The sequence below is a fragment of the Spirillospora sp. CA-142024 genome (assembly GCF_050942325.1).
Lineage (GTDB): Bacteria > Actinomycetota > Actinomycetes > Streptosporangiales > Streptosporangiaceae > Spirillospora.
The window spans coordinates 1,653,627-1,668,840 of record NZ_CP192077.1 but is presented as its reverse complement, the minus strand read 5'-3'; the positions used below and the strand labels follow the sequence as shown (position 1 = coordinate 1,668,840).

Sequence of the window (15,214 nt, the reverse complement as noted above, 5' to 3'; positions counted from 1 at the left end):
TGACATGCCGCTGATCTCGATCATCACCGCGGTGCGCGAGCCGATGGCCGGCCACCTGCGGCAGGCCGCCGACGGCGTGGCCGCCCAGCGCCTCCCGGCCGGCTGGGAACTCGAATGGCTCGTCCAGGAGGACGGGGAGACGCCGACGGCGCGCGACCTGTGCCCCGGCGCCCTCTACGAGGCGAACGGTGCCCAGCTCGGCACCGGGACGACCCGGAACTTCGCGCTGAGTCGCGCACGTGGCGAATTGGTGGCGGTGCTCGACCATGACGACGTCCTTCTTCCCGATGGCCTCGCGACGCTCATCCCCGCCTTCGCCGAGCATCCCGGGATCGGCTGGGCGATCGGCCAGGCGGACGACCTGATCGACGGCCACCGCGTGCCCTATCCCCTCGCCTATCCGTGCGGCAGGGTCCCCGCCGGGACGATCGGCCGGCTGTACGAAGAGACCGGCCTGTGCCAAGCCGCCTGCGCCGGCCTCGTCGCCCCGACCGAACTGATTCGCGCGTTCGGCGGCTGGGGAGCCCTTCCCCGGGCCCAGGACGTGGCCCTGTTCATCGCGCTCAGCGAACTGCTCGACGGCTATCAGGAACCGGCCGTCACCTGGCTCTACCGAAAGCACCCCGGGCAAAGCACCCATCCCACCAAGACCGACACGTGGGGCGGCTACCAGGACCGCTTCATCCGCCAGCGCCTGAACGCCGTCCGCAACGGCAATCTGCCGCCTCTCCCGACCCTGGATTCGCTGAGCCCTGCCGGGGTCAGCCCGCCTGGAGGCGGCGGATCACCACGCCGATGAACTGTTCGGCGTGGACGAACCCGTAGTCGCGGGAATCCCAGCTGGTGGGCGCGTTGTCGCCCAGCACGACGAGTGCGCCCGGAGGCACGGTCGTCTCCCTGGTCTCCCCCAGGCATGGCACCCGGTCCACCGGCACGGGATCACCGGCCACGGCGATCGCCCGCTTGATGAACAGCGGACCGTCCGGGTGCTCAGTCATCACCGGGACGGCCTCCGGGACGGGGACGTGATCCGGCGGTGGCTCGGCCAGCGTCGGCGGCCGGACCCTGACCACCACGATCTGGCCCGCGCGGACGCGGCGGGTCCGGCGGACGAGGAGCCGGTCACCGGAATGGAGCGCCGGCTCCATGCTGGGCCCGTCGACCGTGGTGACCAGGTATCGCCGGCGCACCCATACGGCGAGAACACCGGCCGCCGTCAGCACGCCTCCGACGACGACCGCGAGCGCCGTCATCCGAAGTCCTCGTGAGGCTGAGAGACCTCCTGGTACCCGGCCGCCTGGAGCCGGAACAACCGGGCGTAGTGGCCGCCCGCCGCCATCAGGGTCTCGTGCGCGCCGAGTTCGGCGACGCGCCCGCCGTCGAGGATCGCGATGAGATCGGCCTCCCGGACGGCGCTGAGCCGATGCGAGATCAGCAGGCTGGTCCGGCCGGCCCGGTAGCGGCGCATCTGGCCGTGGACCTCATGCTCGGCCTCCGGGTCGAGGCCGGAGCTCGGCTCGTCGAGGATCATCAGGTCCCGGCCGTCCCGGACGAAGGCCCGGGCCAGCGCGAGACGCTGCCACTGCCCGCCGGACAGCACGACTCCGGTGTCGGGGTCCTCTTTGTCGGCCTCTGAGAAGAACATCCGGGTCAGCAGGGTGTCATAGCCACTGGGCAGCCCGGCGAGCTTGTCGTGGACGCCGGCGCGGGCGGCCGCCTGCCGGATCGCGTCCGGCCGGTCGAGCGCCCGGAGGTCGCCGACCGCGATGTTCTCCTTCGCGGTCATGTCGTAGTTCATGTGGTCCTGGAACACCGCACTGATGCGGTCGCGCAGCGCGTGCGGCGGTATGTCCCGCAGGTCCACCCCGTCCCACAGGATGCGCCCGCACGTCGGGTCGTACATCCTGCAGAGCAGTTTGACCAACGTACTCTTGCCCGCGCCGTTCAGCCCGACCAGCGCGACGGCCCGGCCGTGCGGGATCGTCAGGTCGACGCCGCGCAACACCCACGGATGGTCGTCGCTGTAGCGGAACCACACGTCCCGGAACTCGATGCCCCGCCGCAACTCCGGAGCATCGCCCGTGGCGGCGCTCGGCAGGTCCGGTTCCGCCCGGGTCACCGCGACGTAGTGGGTGAACGTGAGCAGGCGGCCATGGGCGGTGGCGATGGAGGACGTCAGCAGGTCCATGGCGGTCTGCACGCCGGCGACCGCGGCGAGGAACATGGTGACGTCGCCGACTCCGAGCGTGCCGTGCCGCGCCGCCGTGATCGCCCACCACAGGCCACCGCCCGCCACCGCGGCGCTCAGCGTGGTGAGACCGCCCTGGGCCGCCAGCTCACGCCGGCTCATCCGCTGTTCGGCACGGTTGCCGCGTGCACGTTCGGACATCATCCGGGCGCGTAGGAAGGCGCCGATGCCGAACAGCCGGATCTCGGTGGCCGCCTCCACGTCGGTCAGCAGGCGGCCGTAGAAGAACTCGCGGCGATGAGTCTGCTCGATCGCCCACTGCATGGCCGCCCGGCTCCGCGACAGCAGCAGCTCGGCGACCAGCGCCGGTATCGCGGCCAGCAGCACCAGGATCGTCATCATCGGGCTGATGACCAGCAGCGATGTGAGGAAGCCGAGGAGGGACAGCATGCCGCGCGCGGTGCCGCAGACGGCGTCCACCAGGTACCCGGTGGTGGCGGTCGCCTCCTGCGCCAGGCGCAGCCGGTCCAGGAAGACCGGATCCTCGAACCGCCGCAGTCCGACCTGGCGTTCGGTCGCGGCGAACAGCCGGTCGGTCGCCCGGACCCCGGCGGCCCGGCCGGTCTGGTCGCGCAGGTACCGGCCGATCCCAGGGAGGGCCGCGGTCGCCAGTCCGGTCGCCACCAGCGCGGCGGCCGGGCCCGCGACCGGGCCCTGCGCCGTCGCCAGCCGGTCGACGACCGTCTTCATCAGCCAGGCGGTCGCGATCGGCGCGCCGGCCTCGGCCAGGGTGATCAGCACGTAACCGGACACGCCGCCGGGCGCCGACCGCCAGGTGAGCACGGTCGCCTCGGCCCCGGCGACGGCCAGTTCCCGTGCCTGGACGTGCCTTCTCAACTGCGTGGCCCGGCGTTCGACGTCCTCATGCCGGGGTTTCGATGGGCAGGTCTTCCAGGCGTCCGCCCGTGGCCGCCACCCGGCCCTCGCCGTCGACGATGTACAGCGCCGGCGTCCAGGTGTTCTGGAAGGCGCGGCTTACAGTGCCGCCGTCCTCCTCGGCGACCACGCGGGCCGCCGGCGAAAGGACCGCGACCAGGTCCGGGTCGTCACCGGTCACCACCGCGAGCCTGGGCAGCCCCGTCGTGAGCCGCGCGAACCGCGGAGCCAGGTCGTGGCACGGCTCGCAGCCCGCGGAGAAGAAGCCGACCAGCCCGATGAGGTTCTCGCGCGAGACCGGATCGCCTTCGGTGGTCGTCGTGGTGAACTCACCGACCTGCGAGCCGGGTCCGAGCGCCACCGGCGGCCCGGTGTCCCGCGGCTGCGTCGCGCCCTGCTCCCGCAGCCTGCGGACCAGCGCGAGCGTGAGGACGAGGTTCAGCACGGACAGCAGCCCGATGAGGACGACGGCGGCGGCAAGGTAGGGCATCAGGGGTTCCTTGCGAACAGGTCGACGATGTCGTCGAGGGAGACGATCAGCACCGCTCCGACCAGCCCGGCCGCGGCGGCCACCGCGATCCCGCCCGCCGGCGGCAGGCCGCCGGGGGAAAGGCCGCCGAGCACGGCGCAGGTGAGCAGCGCCCCGTTGCGGACGAGGTGGCGCGGACCGAGCGGAACGCTGGACGGGCCGAAGCAGCGGCAGGTGGCGCGGCGTCCACGCCGGATCGAGGCCGCGATGGCGGTGGCGAAGACGGCGAGCAGCGCCGCGGCAAGACCGAAGCCGTACGGCGCGGTGGCCTGCGCGATCAGCAGCGGCGGCACCAGTGCCTCAAGCACGGTCGTCATGATCGCCAGGAGCCGCGCGTGCCCGGCCCACGCCGGCGCCAGCGCGGGAACGGACCTGGTGAAGCCGTCGAAGTCGCGGAGCTTGGAAACGGCCGACACGGCGAAGACCAGCCCGATCAGGCAGGCGCTCCCGATCCGCACGAGTTCCATGCGCACTCCTCAGAGAACGCCCGTCGCGGGCGGCCGCATGACGCCACCGCCCGCGAGGGACCTCACGGTGATCCGCAGGCACCGACCACCCAGGTGTGGCACCCCTCGTTGAGGCAGCACTGACGCTGGTACCTCAAGCCTTTGGAGCAGTAGTAGTAGTTGCTGCAGCCGGCGGACGCGGTGGCCTTCGGAGCCATCCGCGCCAGCAGGCGATCGACGAGACGGGCCATACGTGTCTCCTTCTCCCGGCCGCTGACGGCCGTGGACACCGTGATCACGATCCGGACTACCGGATTACAGCACAACCGGGCCCACGAGTGGTGGTCAAAAATGATCATTTCTCCGGCGCACCCGCCTGGATGACCTCGTGCCCTGCCGCCTCCGCTCCCACCTTGCCGCCTGGACTTTGCCCAGGACGGTCATCCTCGACGGGCCCACCCCTGGGTCCGTCTGGCTAAGCCACCAGTTTCAATTCACAACGCAAAGGAAAACGATCATGCTCGAATCAACAGGGCAGAACACCCCCGGGGCCAAGCTCATCGAGGCGTTGAGCCTCGCCGACCGCGAGTGGAGTACCCACGCGCTCGCGGCCATGGAGGAGGCCGCTGGGGCGGACACCCATCTGTTCGTTCTCCTCAAGAAGAACGACACCAGACCCCAGCTGTACCTGAACACGCCGTATGGCGTGCTCCGCCTGGACGACCTCTACAAGGTGGACCGCGGTCTGGAGGCCATCGTCGAGCCCTACCGGGGACAGGCACGGCATCGGCGTTACCTGCGGCCGCTCTGCGAGCTTTCGTGGTGGAACCGGTTCATGCTGGTGCATTACTTCGCGGGGTACCCGATCCCCAGGAAGCTGCTCGACGAGCTTCGCACGAGCCCGTTGACGCGCACGCTGAGCTGGGGAGAGCTGAACGGTCTCAACCTGCTCAACGGACGCTTCCACCAGTTCGGCGAGGAGGACCTGCTGGCTGGTGAAGGGCGCCCCCGTGAGGGAAACGTATGCTTCGACCAGTTCGCTGTGAAGGACCTGCTGGGCCGTGAAGGGCGTCCTCGTGAAGGAACTGCCTGGGCCCTCTTTGGCCAGTTCGCCGAAGTGCGGAGCAAGCTTGGTCGGCCGGTCACCGCTGGCGAGAGGCTGAGCAAGGCGACCTGGGTGAAGCCGAGGGCGCTGCGGAGGCTGCTGCGGCTGGATTCCGGCTCGGCGATCCGGCAACCGGAGGACCAGCCGCGTGATCGGCGCGGCATCACGCTCGTGACGATCGAGGCCTCCGGTACCACGATCACCGGGGTGAGCCTGAAGCAGGCCTGATTCCGAGTAACCGTCGACCTCTCAACAGAGGCCGACCACGACCATCAACCTAATCCGACAGGGCCCGGCACCTCCGCCGGGCCCTGTCCTTCTTCGGGCAACAGCCCGGGTGACCTCGGGGCACTACCGCCCTGGCTCCCACCTTGCCGCCGGGGCCCGCTTCGGGACGGTCGTCTTCGACGGGTCCACCATTGGGTCCGTCTGGCAAAGCCGGTTTCATTTCACAACGCAAAGGAAAACGATCATGCTTTCAACAGGGCAGAACCGCTCCGGGGCCGAGCTCATCGAGGCTCTGGAACTCGTCGGCCGTAAGTGGAGTTTCGAAGCACTCACGGCCATGGAGGAGGCCGCTGGGAGGGATACGCATCTGTTCGTTCTCCTCAAGGAGGACGACAGCAGCCCCCGGCTGTGCCTGAGGACTCCAGGCGGTGTGCTCGACCTGGACCACCACGACCTGGCGCCCTCCGCGGAACAGGCACCTGGTCTGTGCTACCTGCGGCCGCTCTGCGAGCTTTCGCCGAGTGACCTTTCCAAGATGGTGGATCACGACGGGAACCCGATCCCTGCGGATGTGCTCGACGAGCTTCGCACGTGGCCGGAGACGCGCGCGCTGAGCTGGAGGGAGCTCAACGCTCTCGGCCAGATCGGCGAACGCTTCCGCGAGCGCGGCGAGGAGAACCTGATGGGCCCTGACGGGCGCCCTCGTGACGGATATCTCTGGTGCGTCTTCGGCAGGGCTGCTGGAGTACGGACCGAGCTTCGTCGGCCGGTCACCGCCGCCGAGCGGCTGACCAACGCGGCCTTGGTGACCCTGCGGGCCCCGCGGAGGCTGCTGGGGCAGCGTCTCGACTTGCTCTCCACGACGATCGGATACCTGGAGGAACGTCTGCGTGACCGGCGCGACATCACGCTCGTGACGATCAAGACGACAGGTAACACCGTCGACCGGGTGAGCCTGGAGCGGGTGTCCTGATCACCGCGGCACTCCGGTAGTTGACCTATCGGCCTCTCAACAGGGGCCGACCGCGACCATCAACCTAATCGACAGGGCCCGGCACCTCCGCCGGGCCCTGTCCTTCTTCGGGCGACGGCCGCGGCCCGTCAGCGCGGTCGCCAGGTGCCGGGGCGGGTGCGGAACAGGTCTTCTTGCCCGTCCTTGTCCAGGCTTCCCAGGTTGACGAGTGAGGGGGCCACCGCGAGGGCCTGCTGGCGGCTCATGTCCCTGGCGGCCCAGACGGCGCGGACGGTTCCCTGGACGGCGGCCGGCGGGTGGGAGGCGATGACCGTCGCCACGCGGTCCGCGGCGGCGTGCAGTTCGGCGCCCGGGACGACCTCGGACACCAGGCCGATCTCGTAGGCGCGCCGGGCGGTGATTCGCTCGGCGGTCCCGGTGAGGGACATGCGCATCAGCTCCCCGAACGGCAGGCGCCGGCTCAGCTGCGCGGGCTCGACCGCCGCGACCATGCCGTAAGAGACGTGCGGGTCGAAGAACGTCGCGTGCTCGGCGGCGATCACGAACTCGCTCTCGCCGAGCAGATGGAAGGCGCCGCCGCAGGCCATGCCGTTCACGGCGGCGATCACGGGCTTCCACAGGCCGGCGGACTTGGGGCCGAGCCGCTCGGACGGGTCGTCGGCCATGAAGGGCGAACTCGGCTGGGGAATCACCTCGGCCCGGTCGATGCCGGTGCAGAACGCCCGGTCCCCGGCGCCGGTCAGCACGATGACCCGGACCGCGTCGTCGAACCGCAGGCTCCGCCAGAGCCCGTGCAGTTCGTCGACCAGGGTGCGGTCGAACGCGTTGTGCCGGTCCGGCCGGTCGAGGGTGACCCATCCGACGCCGTCCGCGGCCCGGTAGCGCAGTGTCCGAAAGTCCGTCACCTGTCCTCCCACCGTGGTGTCGGTTCATCGTCGGTCATCTGACGACCTTTCAGCAAGGCGCCTCCAGCGTTAATCTGACGGGTAGTCAGAAAGGGCGGGTGGGTCGGAGGCGGTCGTGCGGGGCAACGCCATCCGCATGCTGCACCTCGGGTCGGGCGGCCGCTGGGCCGCGGCGGCCCGGTAGCGGGAGGTGGACACCCGAGTGGGACCCAGGCGAAAGGGACCGGGATGCTGGATTATCTGATCAAGGGCGGGACGATCGTCGACGGAACCGGGGCGCCCGGATTCACCGGCGACGTCGGGGTGCGGGACGGGCGCGTCACCGCGCTGGGGGCCCGCATCGGCGAGCCGGCCGCGGAGACGATCGACGCGGCCGGGCTGGTGGTGGCCCCCGGGTTTATCGATCCCCACACCCACTACGACGCGCAGCTGTGCTGGGATCCGTTCGCCACTCCGTCGAACGTGCACGGCGTGACGACCGTGATGAGCGGCAACTGCGGCTTCACCCTCGCCCCGTTGCGGGAGCGGGACGCCGACTACATCCGGCGGATGATGGCGAAGGTCGAGGGCATGTCCCTGGCCGCGCTCGAAACCGGTGCCGACTGGAACTGGGAGTCGTTCGGGGACTACCTGGACGTCCTGGAGGGCCGGATCGCGGTGAACGCGGGCTTCATGGTGGGGCACTGCGCGCTGCGCCGCTACGTCATGGGGCCGCGCGCGGTCGGCGGCGAGGCGGACGAGGCCGAGCTCGCGGAGATGGCGCGGCTGCTGCACGCGTCCATAGAGGCCGGCGGGATGGGGCTGTCGACCACCCTCTCGCACACCCATTCCGACGGGGACGGCGAGCCGGTCCCCTCCAGGTCCGCCACGCGCGAGGAGCTCATCGCGCTGTCCCGCGCGACCGGTGAGCACGAGGGGACCACGCTGGAGGGGGCGTTCGAGGGCTGTCTCGACACGTTCTCCGACGAGGAGATCGACCTCGTCACCGCGATGAGCGCCGCCGCCGGACGTCCGCTCAACTGGAACGTGCTGACCATCGACTCGCGCTCCCCCGACACGGTGCGGCGGCAGCTGGAGGCCTCGGCGGCGGCCGCGGCCGCCGGCGGCCGGGTCGTGGCGCTGACCATGCCGGTGCTGGTCCCGATGAACATGAGCCTGGGCACGTTCTGCGCGCTCAACCTCCTCCCGGGCTGGGGCAACATCCTCGGTCTGCCGATCGACCGGCGCATCACCGCGCTGCGCGACCCACTCGTGCAGGCCGGCCTGCTGGAGCGCGCCCGCAGCCCCGAGGCCGGCGTCTTCCGCCGGCTGGCCGACTTCGGCAGGTACGTCATCGGCGACACCTACTCGGCCGAGAACGAGGGGCTCACGGGCCGTGTGGTGGAGGAGGTGGCCGCCGAGCGGGGGCTCGACCCCTTCCAGGCGCTGGTCGATATCGCCGCCGCCGACGGGCTGCGCACCGTCCTGTGGCCGATGCCGCCGGACAACGACCCGGCGTCGTGGCGGCTGCGGCAGGTGATCTGGGAGAACGAGCACGTCATGCTGGGCGGTTCCGACGCCGGCGCGCACCTGGACCGCATGTGCGGCGCCCCGTACACCACCCGCTTCCTCGGCGACACGCTCCGGGGCCGCAGGCTGGTGTCGCTGGAGCGGGCGGTCCAGATGATCACCCGTGATCCGGCACGGCTGTTCGGCCTGCGAGGGCGCGGCACCCTCGCGGAGGGCGGGCACGCCGACATCGTGCTCTTCGACCCCGCGACGGTGGGCGCCGAGAACGCGCGGCTCGTGCACGACCTTCCGGGGGGCGGGCCCCGGCTGACGGCGGGCTCGACGGGCGTGGTCCGGGTCCTGGTCGGCGGGGTGGAGACCGTCCGGGACGGCGCCGCCACCGGTGCGACGCCGGGGACCGTGCTGCGGTCCGGCCGCGACACGGCCACGGTGACGACGTCCGGGAAGCTCTCGTGACGGGCGGGGACGGACACGGCGCCCCGCTCGCCGGGGTCCGGATCGTCGAGGCGTCCATGCTCGGGCCCGGTGCGGTCACCACGCACCTGGCCGACCTGGGCGCCGACGTGATCAAGGTCGAGCCGCCGCACGGCGACTACATCCGCGAGATGACCTGGCCCATGGTGGAGGGCGTGTCGCTGATGCACCTCCACATCAGCCGCGGCAAGCGCAGCGTGGTCCTCGACCTGCGCCTGCCGGAGGGCCGGGACGTGTTCCTCGACCTGGTCCGGGGCGCGGACGCCGTCGTCGAGGCGATGCGGCCCGGCGGGCTGGAACGGCGCGGGCTCGGTCCCCGGGTGCTGGCCGAGGTCAACCCGCGGCTCGTGTTCTGCGGGATCTCCGGATACGGGGCGACGGGCCCCTACCGGGATCTGCCCAGCCACGGGATCGCCTATGACACCTGGGCCGGTCTCGTCCAGCCGGAACCGGCCGGGGACGGTCACTGGGCGATCCCCGAACACCCTTCGATCGGCATCCACGCCGGTCCGCTGTACGCGGCGCTGGGCATCCTCGCGGGGATCCTCCGGGCCAGGGCGACGGGGACGGGCGGGGTGCTGGAGGTGGCGCAGTCGGACGCGGCCGCGTCGATGGACTGGCTGCGGAGCGAGACCTGGCGCGCCTACGAGCGGCCGGAGGACGAGGTCACCGGCAATCCGGCCGACGGGTACCGGCGGCGCGAGCCCGGGACGGCGGGAATGCGCCACGGCGTGCGCTACCAGTTCTACGCGACCACCGACGGCCACGTCCTCTTCATGGCGTCCGAGCGGGAACTGTGGCGCAACTTCTGTGCGGGCGTCGGGCGGCCCGACCTGTTCGAACGGCATCCCGGGTCGCGCTACGCCGATCACGCCGTCGGGGACACCCCGCTGCGGGACGCGCTGACGGAGATCTTCGCGGGCCGCAGCAGCGCGGAGTGGATCGCGTTCGGCGTCGAGCACAACGTGCCGATCGGCCCGGTGAACACGCCCCGCACGCTGGCCTGCGACCCGCAGTTCCAGCACCGCCTGCCGTGGATCCCGGCCGACCGCCTGGGCGCCGAGCAGCTGCCGAGCCCGATCCGGTTCCTCGACGAGGAGCCGCGGTCACCGCGGCACGCGCCCTCGCTGGGCGAGCACACCGAGGAGGTCCTGCGCGACGTGCTCGGCTACGACCCGCCGGACATCGCACGGCTGCGCGACACCGGGGCGCTGGGCGCCTGACCGGCGGGGCCGCGGTGAGATCGCCGGGTGGGTGCTATTGCGTAAATCTGACGACCCGTCATATTGTCGCTTCCACCGCGCCCTTGGAGGTGAGGCCATGGAACTCAGCCGAAATGACACGAGTTCTACGATCCCCCGCGACGATTCGGAGCCGACGCCAGGCCGGGACCCCGAGCCGTCCGTCAAGATCCGGGCCACCGGCGTCGAACGCCGGTTCCGCCGCGGCAGGGCCCGGCTGCCGCGGCCCGGACGCCGTCCTGCCGCCGCCGGCGAGGTGCACGCGCTCGGACCGCTCGACCTGGACGTCGCGACCGGCGAGTTCTGCTGCCTGGTGGGGCCGTCCGGCTGCGGCAAGTCCACGTTCCTGCGCCTGGTCGCGGGGCTGCTGCGGCCGAGCGCCGGACGCCTGGAGATCCGCGCCACCGCCCCGGACCCGGCGGCGATGATCTTCCAGGACTATGGCATCTATCCCTGGAAGACGGTCCTGGCCAACGTGCGCTTCGGCCTGGACGTCCAGGGCGTCCCGCGCAAGGAGGCGACGGCGCGGGCCCGGGACTGGCTCGGCCGCATGGGCCTGACCGACTTCGCCGACTCCTATCCCGCCGCACTGTCGGGCGGGATGCGGCAGCGGGTGTCGATCGCCCGCGCGCTCGCCGTGGAGCCGGAGATCCTGCTCATGGACGAGCCGTTCGCCGCGCTCGACGCCCAGCTGCGCACCATCCTCCAGGAGGAGCTGCTGGCGATCTGCAACGCCGACCGGCGCACCGTCCTGTTCGTCACCCACAGCCTGGAGGAGGCCATCGTCCTCGGCGACCGGGTCCTGGTGATGAGCGCGCGCCCCGGCCGGATCCTGGCCGAGCGCGTGCCCCCGTTCGGCCGCCCGCGCAGCGGGGACGTCCGCAACTCGCCGGAGTGCGCGGAGCTGAAGGCCGAGCTGTGGCACCTGCTGCGAGGAGAGGTCGAGCCCTCCGAGAGGACGAGCCGATGACCGCGCCGAGCAAGTCCCACGCCCCCGCGGAACGGTTGATCGTGCGCGAGCCGGGCGCCGCCGAACGGTCCCCGGCACGTGCCGCCGCGCGGCGGCGGGCCCTGGAGATCGGCCTGGCGATCGCCGTGCCCACCGTCCTGATCGCGCTGTGGCAGCTGGCCTCGGCACGCGGCTGGATCGACGCCAGGGTCTACCCGGCGCCGTCCACGATCGCCGCGAACGGATGGGAGCGCGCGGTCGACGGCGAGCTGTGGCCGGACGCGTGGGCCACGACCCGCCGGGTCGTCCTCGGCTTCCTGCTGGGCACGGCGGTCGGCATGCTGCTCGGCCTGCTCATGGGGACCTCGCGGACGGTGCGCGCCGCGCTGGAGCCGCTGCTCGACGCGCTGTACGTGGTCCCGAAGCTGGCCCTGCTGCCGATCTTCCTCAACATGTTCGGCCTCGGCGAGGGGCCGCAGCTGGCGCTGGTCGCCACCACCGTGTTCTTCTTCGTGTGGATCTCCACCATGACGGCGATCATGGCCGTGCCGGAGGGCTACCGGGAGGCGGGCGCGGTGTTCGGCGCGAGCCGCCGGCAGATGTTCCGGCACGTGCTGCTGCCCGCCGCGCTGCCGCAGATCCTGGTCGGCACGCGGATCGCGGCCGGCGTGTCCGTCCTGGTCATCGTGGCCGCCGAGTTCGTCGCCGCCACCGACGGCCTGGGCTACCTGATCTTCAACTCGCGTTCGCTGTTCCAGAACGACGTGATGTACGTCGGCATCGTCTGCGTCGCCGTCCTCGGCGTGGTCTTCTCGGAGATCATCCGGTTCGCCGGGCGGCGCCTCACCCCCTGGGCGCCCGATGACCGCGACCGCGTCCGCACCTGATCCCCGTTCCTGTTCCGGCCCCACCCCACCACCAGCCGCTTCGGCAGCGGAGGACACCCATGAGATTTCCCGCAACCGTCCCGGTCATCGCCGCCCTGGCGCTCACCGCCGCCGCGTGCACTTCGGGGGCGACGACCTCGGCCGAGCCGCGCAAGGCACGCCCCATCACCCCGGTCGCCGGGTGCGGCGCGGGCTCCTGGACCGATCCGGCCGACCTGGCGCAGGACCGCAAGCCGGCGCGCTGCGAGAAGGGCATGCCCGCGGCCAGGCCCCTGGCCCGCAAGACCAAGATCACGGTGGCGTCGAGCACCGGCTCGGCCGAGTTCGTGGCGCCCGTCAAGCTGGGCATCGCCAACGGCGAGTTCGGCAAGGAGAACCTGGAGGTGGAGTTCAAGCAGCTGGGCGTCGCCGACTCGATCCCGCTGCTGGCCAAGGGCGAGGTCGACGCGATCTGGTCGGCGCCCGAGGCGGCCTTCTTCAACGGCATCGACCAGGGGTTCGAGCTGCGCTGGGTGCTGGGCAACTTCGCCCCCGGCGCCGGGTCCAAGTCCGGCCTGTGGGCGCGCGTCCCGCAGGGCACCGCGCCGGACGCCCTCAAGTTCGGTGACGGGACCCCGGTGGGGACGCTCATCGGCAAGGGCAGCGTGATCATGTACCCGATGCGGGAGGTGCTGCGCAAGCACGGCACCGACCTCAAGAAGGTGCGCTTCACCGGCCTCGGCGGGCCCGCGGACGTCGTGACCGCGCTCGACAACGGCGGCGTGAAGGCGGCATGGGTGGTCGACCCGCTGTGGAAGCAGCTGGACGGCAAGCCCGGGATGGCCTTCCTCGGCGGGCAGCCGCACGGCGAGCCGCTGGGCGGCATGATCTACGGGCCCAGCATGCTGCGGGAGAACCCCGACGCGGGCGTCGCCTTCGTCCGCGCCCTCATCCGCATCTACAACACCTACTTCACCGGCGACTACAAGAAGGACCCGGCGTTCGTCAAGCAGCTGTCCTCGGTCCTGGGCCTCAAGTCCGAGATCCTCAACGCCGTGCCGTCCTCGCAGTGGGACTGGGAGATCCGCAAGGACACGGTGGAGCGGTTGCAGCAGGCGTTCATCGAGGGCGGGGCCCTCGGCAAGGCCGTGCCGGAGAGCGAGGCCGTCGACCGCACCCTGTACGCCGAGGCGGTCGGTCACAAACCCTGAGCATCGGCGTCGATCTCGCGGAGCGACAGGCGCGCGGCCCCGGAACCGGTATCGGTCCCGGGGCCGAGTCCGCTGTGGAGCGGGCGTCGCGGCCCGCCGCTAGCCGAAGCGGCTGCGCAGATCGTTCTTGAGGATCTTCCCGGCGGGGTTGCGCGGCAGAACCTCGACGAGTTCCAGCCGTTCCGGATGCTTCTGGATCATCAGGCCGCGTTCCCCGAGCCAGGCCGACAGCTCGCGCAGCGACGGCGGTTCGCGGCCGGCCTCGGGGACCAGCACCGCACAGCACACCTCGCCCAGCGCCGGATCGGGCAGGCCGACGACCGCCACGTCACGCACTCCAGGATGCTCGTACAGCAGCCCCTCGACCTCGGTGGCGCTGATGTTCTCGCCTTTGCGGACGATGACGTCCTTGAGCCGTCCCGTCACGGTCACGTAGCCGTGCTCGTCGATGGTGCCCAAGTCTCCGGTGCGGAAGTAGCCGTCCGCGTCGAAGGCCGCCGCGTCGAGCGAGGCGTCGGCGTAGCCGGCCATCATCTGCGGTGCCCTGGCGCGGAGTTCGCCCTCCTCACCGGGGCGGGCGACGCGGCCGTCCGGCGTCACCACGCGCAGGTCCACGCCGGGCATCGCGCGGCCCTCGGTGCCGGCGAGGGCCCGGTCCGGATCCCGCACACTCGCCATCGAGAGAATGGGGCATTCGGTCAGGCCCCAGCCCGACGCGACCCCCGCGCCGCCGAGCTCCCTCTTGACGTCGAGGTGCAGCCTGGGCGGCTTGGGGGCGCCGCCGCCCGGGCAGACCCGCAGGCTCGGGAACCGCCGGTCGTCCGGGTGCTCGCGCTGGGCGGCGAGGTAGGCCAGATGGAACGGGGTGCCCGCGCCGGCCGTCGTCACGCCCTCCCGCCGCAGCACCTCGGTCGTGGCCCTCGGGTCGAACGTCTCGGCGAGGATCTGCGCGAACCCGTGCAGCAGGCCGGCGAACAGCCACACGATCCCGCCGATGTGGGTGAAGGGGAAGACCAGGGCGTTGCGGTCTCCGGCCGTCATGTCCAGCCGCTCGGCCATGCCCGCCGCGGTCGCCATGAGAGCGGCGTCGGTGTGCAGCGCGCCCTTCGGGTCCGCGGTCGTTCCCGAGGTGTAGAAGAGCCATCGCACCGGTGGGGCGCCGCCGGGCCGTGCGGGCGGCGGCAGGGCGGCCGGATCTCCCTCGGGCAGCGCACCGTCCACGACCAGCACGCCCACGCCCGGTGTCGCGCCCGCGATCCGGTGGGCCATCGCCGCGTGGTCGTACCCCCGCCACACCGGCGGCACGACCAGCATCGCCGGCCGTGCCTGCCCGGCGATGAACCCGACCTCGCGATCCCGGTAGATCGGCAGGATCGGATTCTGCGCGACGTCGAGCCGGGCGAGCGCCGCCACCAGTACGAGCGACTCGATCCGGGTCGGCAGCTGCCAGGAGACCGCGGCGATCCGGCCAGGTCCTCCCCCGTCCGCAGCACCTGCGGCGAGCCCTGCCGCGGCCCTTTCGGCCGCCGCGCGGTACTCCCTGAACGTCAGGCGGCGGCCGTGCTCGTCGACGGCCATCTCGGCGTCCGGCGAGGCCGCCGCCCGCCACTCGACCAGCTCCCACAGGCTCGAGGGCCGCATCGTCGTCATCCGC

Annotated in this window: 15 protein-coding genes; 8 read left to right on the top strand and 7 right to left on the bottom strand. The window is 71.7% G+C overall.

Going from position 1 to position 15,214, the window contains the following annotated elements:
* Nucleotides 1-4: 4 nt before the first annotated feature.
* Nucleotides 5-799 (top strand): glycosyltransferase family 2 protein, encoded by a 795-nt coding sequence (locus ACQPZP_RS08155; RefSeq protein WP_433477018.1) that lies wholly within the window; start codon nucleotides 5-7, stop codon nucleotides 797-799.
* Here ACQPZP_RS08155 and ACQPZP_RS08150 read toward each other — a convergent pair.
* The 5 genes from ACQPZP_RS08150 to ACQPZP_RS08130 all read right to left on the bottom strand — a co-directional run bounded on the left by ACQPZP_RS08150 (nucleotide 762) and on the right by ACQPZP_RS08130 (nucleotide 4,389).
* The gene (locus ACQPZP_RS08150) at nucleotides 762-1,253 is read right to left on the bottom strand and encodes a S26 family signal peptidase (protein ID WP_433477017.1); all 492 of its coding nucleotides are present in this window, start codon (nucleotides 1,251-1,253) and stop codon (nucleotides 762-764) included. The genes ACQPZP_RS08155 and ACQPZP_RS08150 overlap by 38 nt on opposite strands.
* On the bottom strand, nucleotides 1,250-3,085 hold the full coding sequence (locus ACQPZP_RS08145; protein WP_433477016.1) for an ABC transporter ATP-binding protein: 1,836 nt from the start codon (nucleotides 3,083-3,085) through the stop codon (nucleotides 1,250-1,252). Before ACQPZP_RS08145 ends, ACQPZP_RS08150 begins: the two co-directional genes overlap by 4 nt.
* Nucleotides 3,086-3,110: 25 nt before the next feature.
* Nucleotides 3,111-3,614: a hypothetical protein gene (locus ACQPZP_RS08140; protein ID WP_433477015.1), complete on the bottom strand. Its 504-nt coding sequence runs from the start codon at nucleotides 3,612-3,614 to the stop codon at nucleotides 3,111-3,113.
* Nucleotides 3,614-4,120 carry a MauE/DoxX family redox-associated membrane protein gene (locus ACQPZP_RS08135; RefSeq protein WP_433477014.1) on the bottom strand — a complete coding sequence of 169 codons (507 nt, stop codon included), beginning with the start codon at nucleotides 4,118-4,120 and terminating at the stop codon, nucleotides 3,614-3,616. The genes ACQPZP_RS08140 and ACQPZP_RS08135 overlap by 1 nt, the downstream gene beginning before the upstream one ends.
* 62 nt (nucleotides 4,121-4,182) lie before the next feature.
* Entirely contained in the window at nucleotides 4,183-4,389 is a 207-nt protein-coding gene (locus tag ACQPZP_RS08130; RefSeq protein WP_433477013.1) for a hypothetical protein, read from the bottom strand.
* A gap of 227 nt (nucleotides 4,390-4,616) precedes the next feature.
* Here ACQPZP_RS08130 and ACQPZP_RS08125 point away from each other — a divergent pair, with 227 nt between their 5' ends.
* Both ACQPZP_RS08125 and ACQPZP_RS08120 read left to right on the top strand, forming a co-directional pair.
* Complete coding sequence (locus tag ACQPZP_RS08125) at nucleotides 4,617-5,432, top strand: hypothetical protein (RefSeq protein WP_433477012.1); 816 nt, start codon at nucleotides 4,617-4,619, stop codon at nucleotides 5,430-5,432.
* A gap of 244 nt (nucleotides 5,433-5,676) precedes the next feature.
* Entirely contained in the window at nucleotides 5,677-6,405 is a 729-nt protein-coding gene (locus ACQPZP_RS08120) for a hypothetical protein (protein ID WP_433477011.1), read from the top strand.
* A 128-nt stretch (nucleotides 6,406-6,533) separates the two neighbouring features.
* Here ACQPZP_RS08120 and ACQPZP_RS08115 read toward each other — a convergent pair whose 3' ends face one another.
* Complete coding sequence (locus tag ACQPZP_RS08115; RefSeq protein ID WP_433477010.1) at nucleotides 6,534-7,310, bottom strand: enoyl-CoA hydratase/isomerase family protein; 777 nt, start codon at nucleotides 7,308-7,310, stop codon at nucleotides 6,534-6,536.
* 228 nt (nucleotides 7,311-7,538) lie between these two features.
* Here ACQPZP_RS08115 and ACQPZP_RS08110 point away from each other — a divergent pair, with 228 nt between their 5' ends.
* From ACQPZP_RS08110 to ACQPZP_RS08090, 5 genes are all read left to right on the top strand, one after another.
* Entirely contained in the window at nucleotides 7,539-9,275 is a 1,737-nt protein-coding gene (locus ACQPZP_RS08110) for an N-acyl-D-amino-acid deacylase family protein (protein WP_433477009.1), read from the top strand.
* Entirely contained in the window at nucleotides 9,272-10,516 is a 1,245-nt protein-coding gene (locus ACQPZP_RS08105; protein ID WP_433477008.1) for a CaiB/BaiF CoA transferase family protein, read from the top strand. Before ACQPZP_RS08110 ends, ACQPZP_RS08105 begins: the two co-directional genes overlap by 4 nt.
* 97 nt (nucleotides 10,517-10,613) lie before the next feature.
* On the top strand, nucleotides 10,614-11,504 hold the full coding sequence (locus tag ACQPZP_RS08100; protein ID WP_433477007.1) for an ABC transporter ATP-binding protein: 891 nt from the start codon (nucleotides 10,614-10,616) through the stop codon (nucleotides 11,502-11,504).
* Nucleotides 11,501-12,370 (top strand): ABC transporter permease, encoded by an 870-nt coding sequence (locus ACQPZP_RS08095; protein ID WP_433477006.1) that lies wholly within the window; start codon nucleotides 11,501-11,503, stop codon nucleotides 12,368-12,370. The genes ACQPZP_RS08100 and ACQPZP_RS08095 overlap by 4 nt, the downstream gene beginning before the upstream one ends.
* A gap of 59 nt (nucleotides 12,371-12,429) precedes the next feature.
* Nucleotides 12,430-13,560, top strand: a complete 1,131-nt coding sequence (locus ACQPZP_RS08090) for an ABC transporter substrate-binding protein (protein ID WP_433477005.1) — start codon at nucleotides 12,430-12,432, stop codon at nucleotides 13,558-13,560.
* A gap of 99 nt (nucleotides 13,561-13,659) precedes the next feature.
* On the opposite strand, the gene ACQPZP_RS08085 is transcribed toward ACQPZP_RS08090, so the two are convergent.
* Entirely contained in the window at nucleotides 13,660-15,201 is a 1,542-nt protein-coding gene (locus tag ACQPZP_RS08085) for an AMP-binding protein (RefSeq protein WP_433477004.1), read from the bottom strand.
* Nucleotides 15,202-15,214 lie beyond the last annotated feature (13 nt).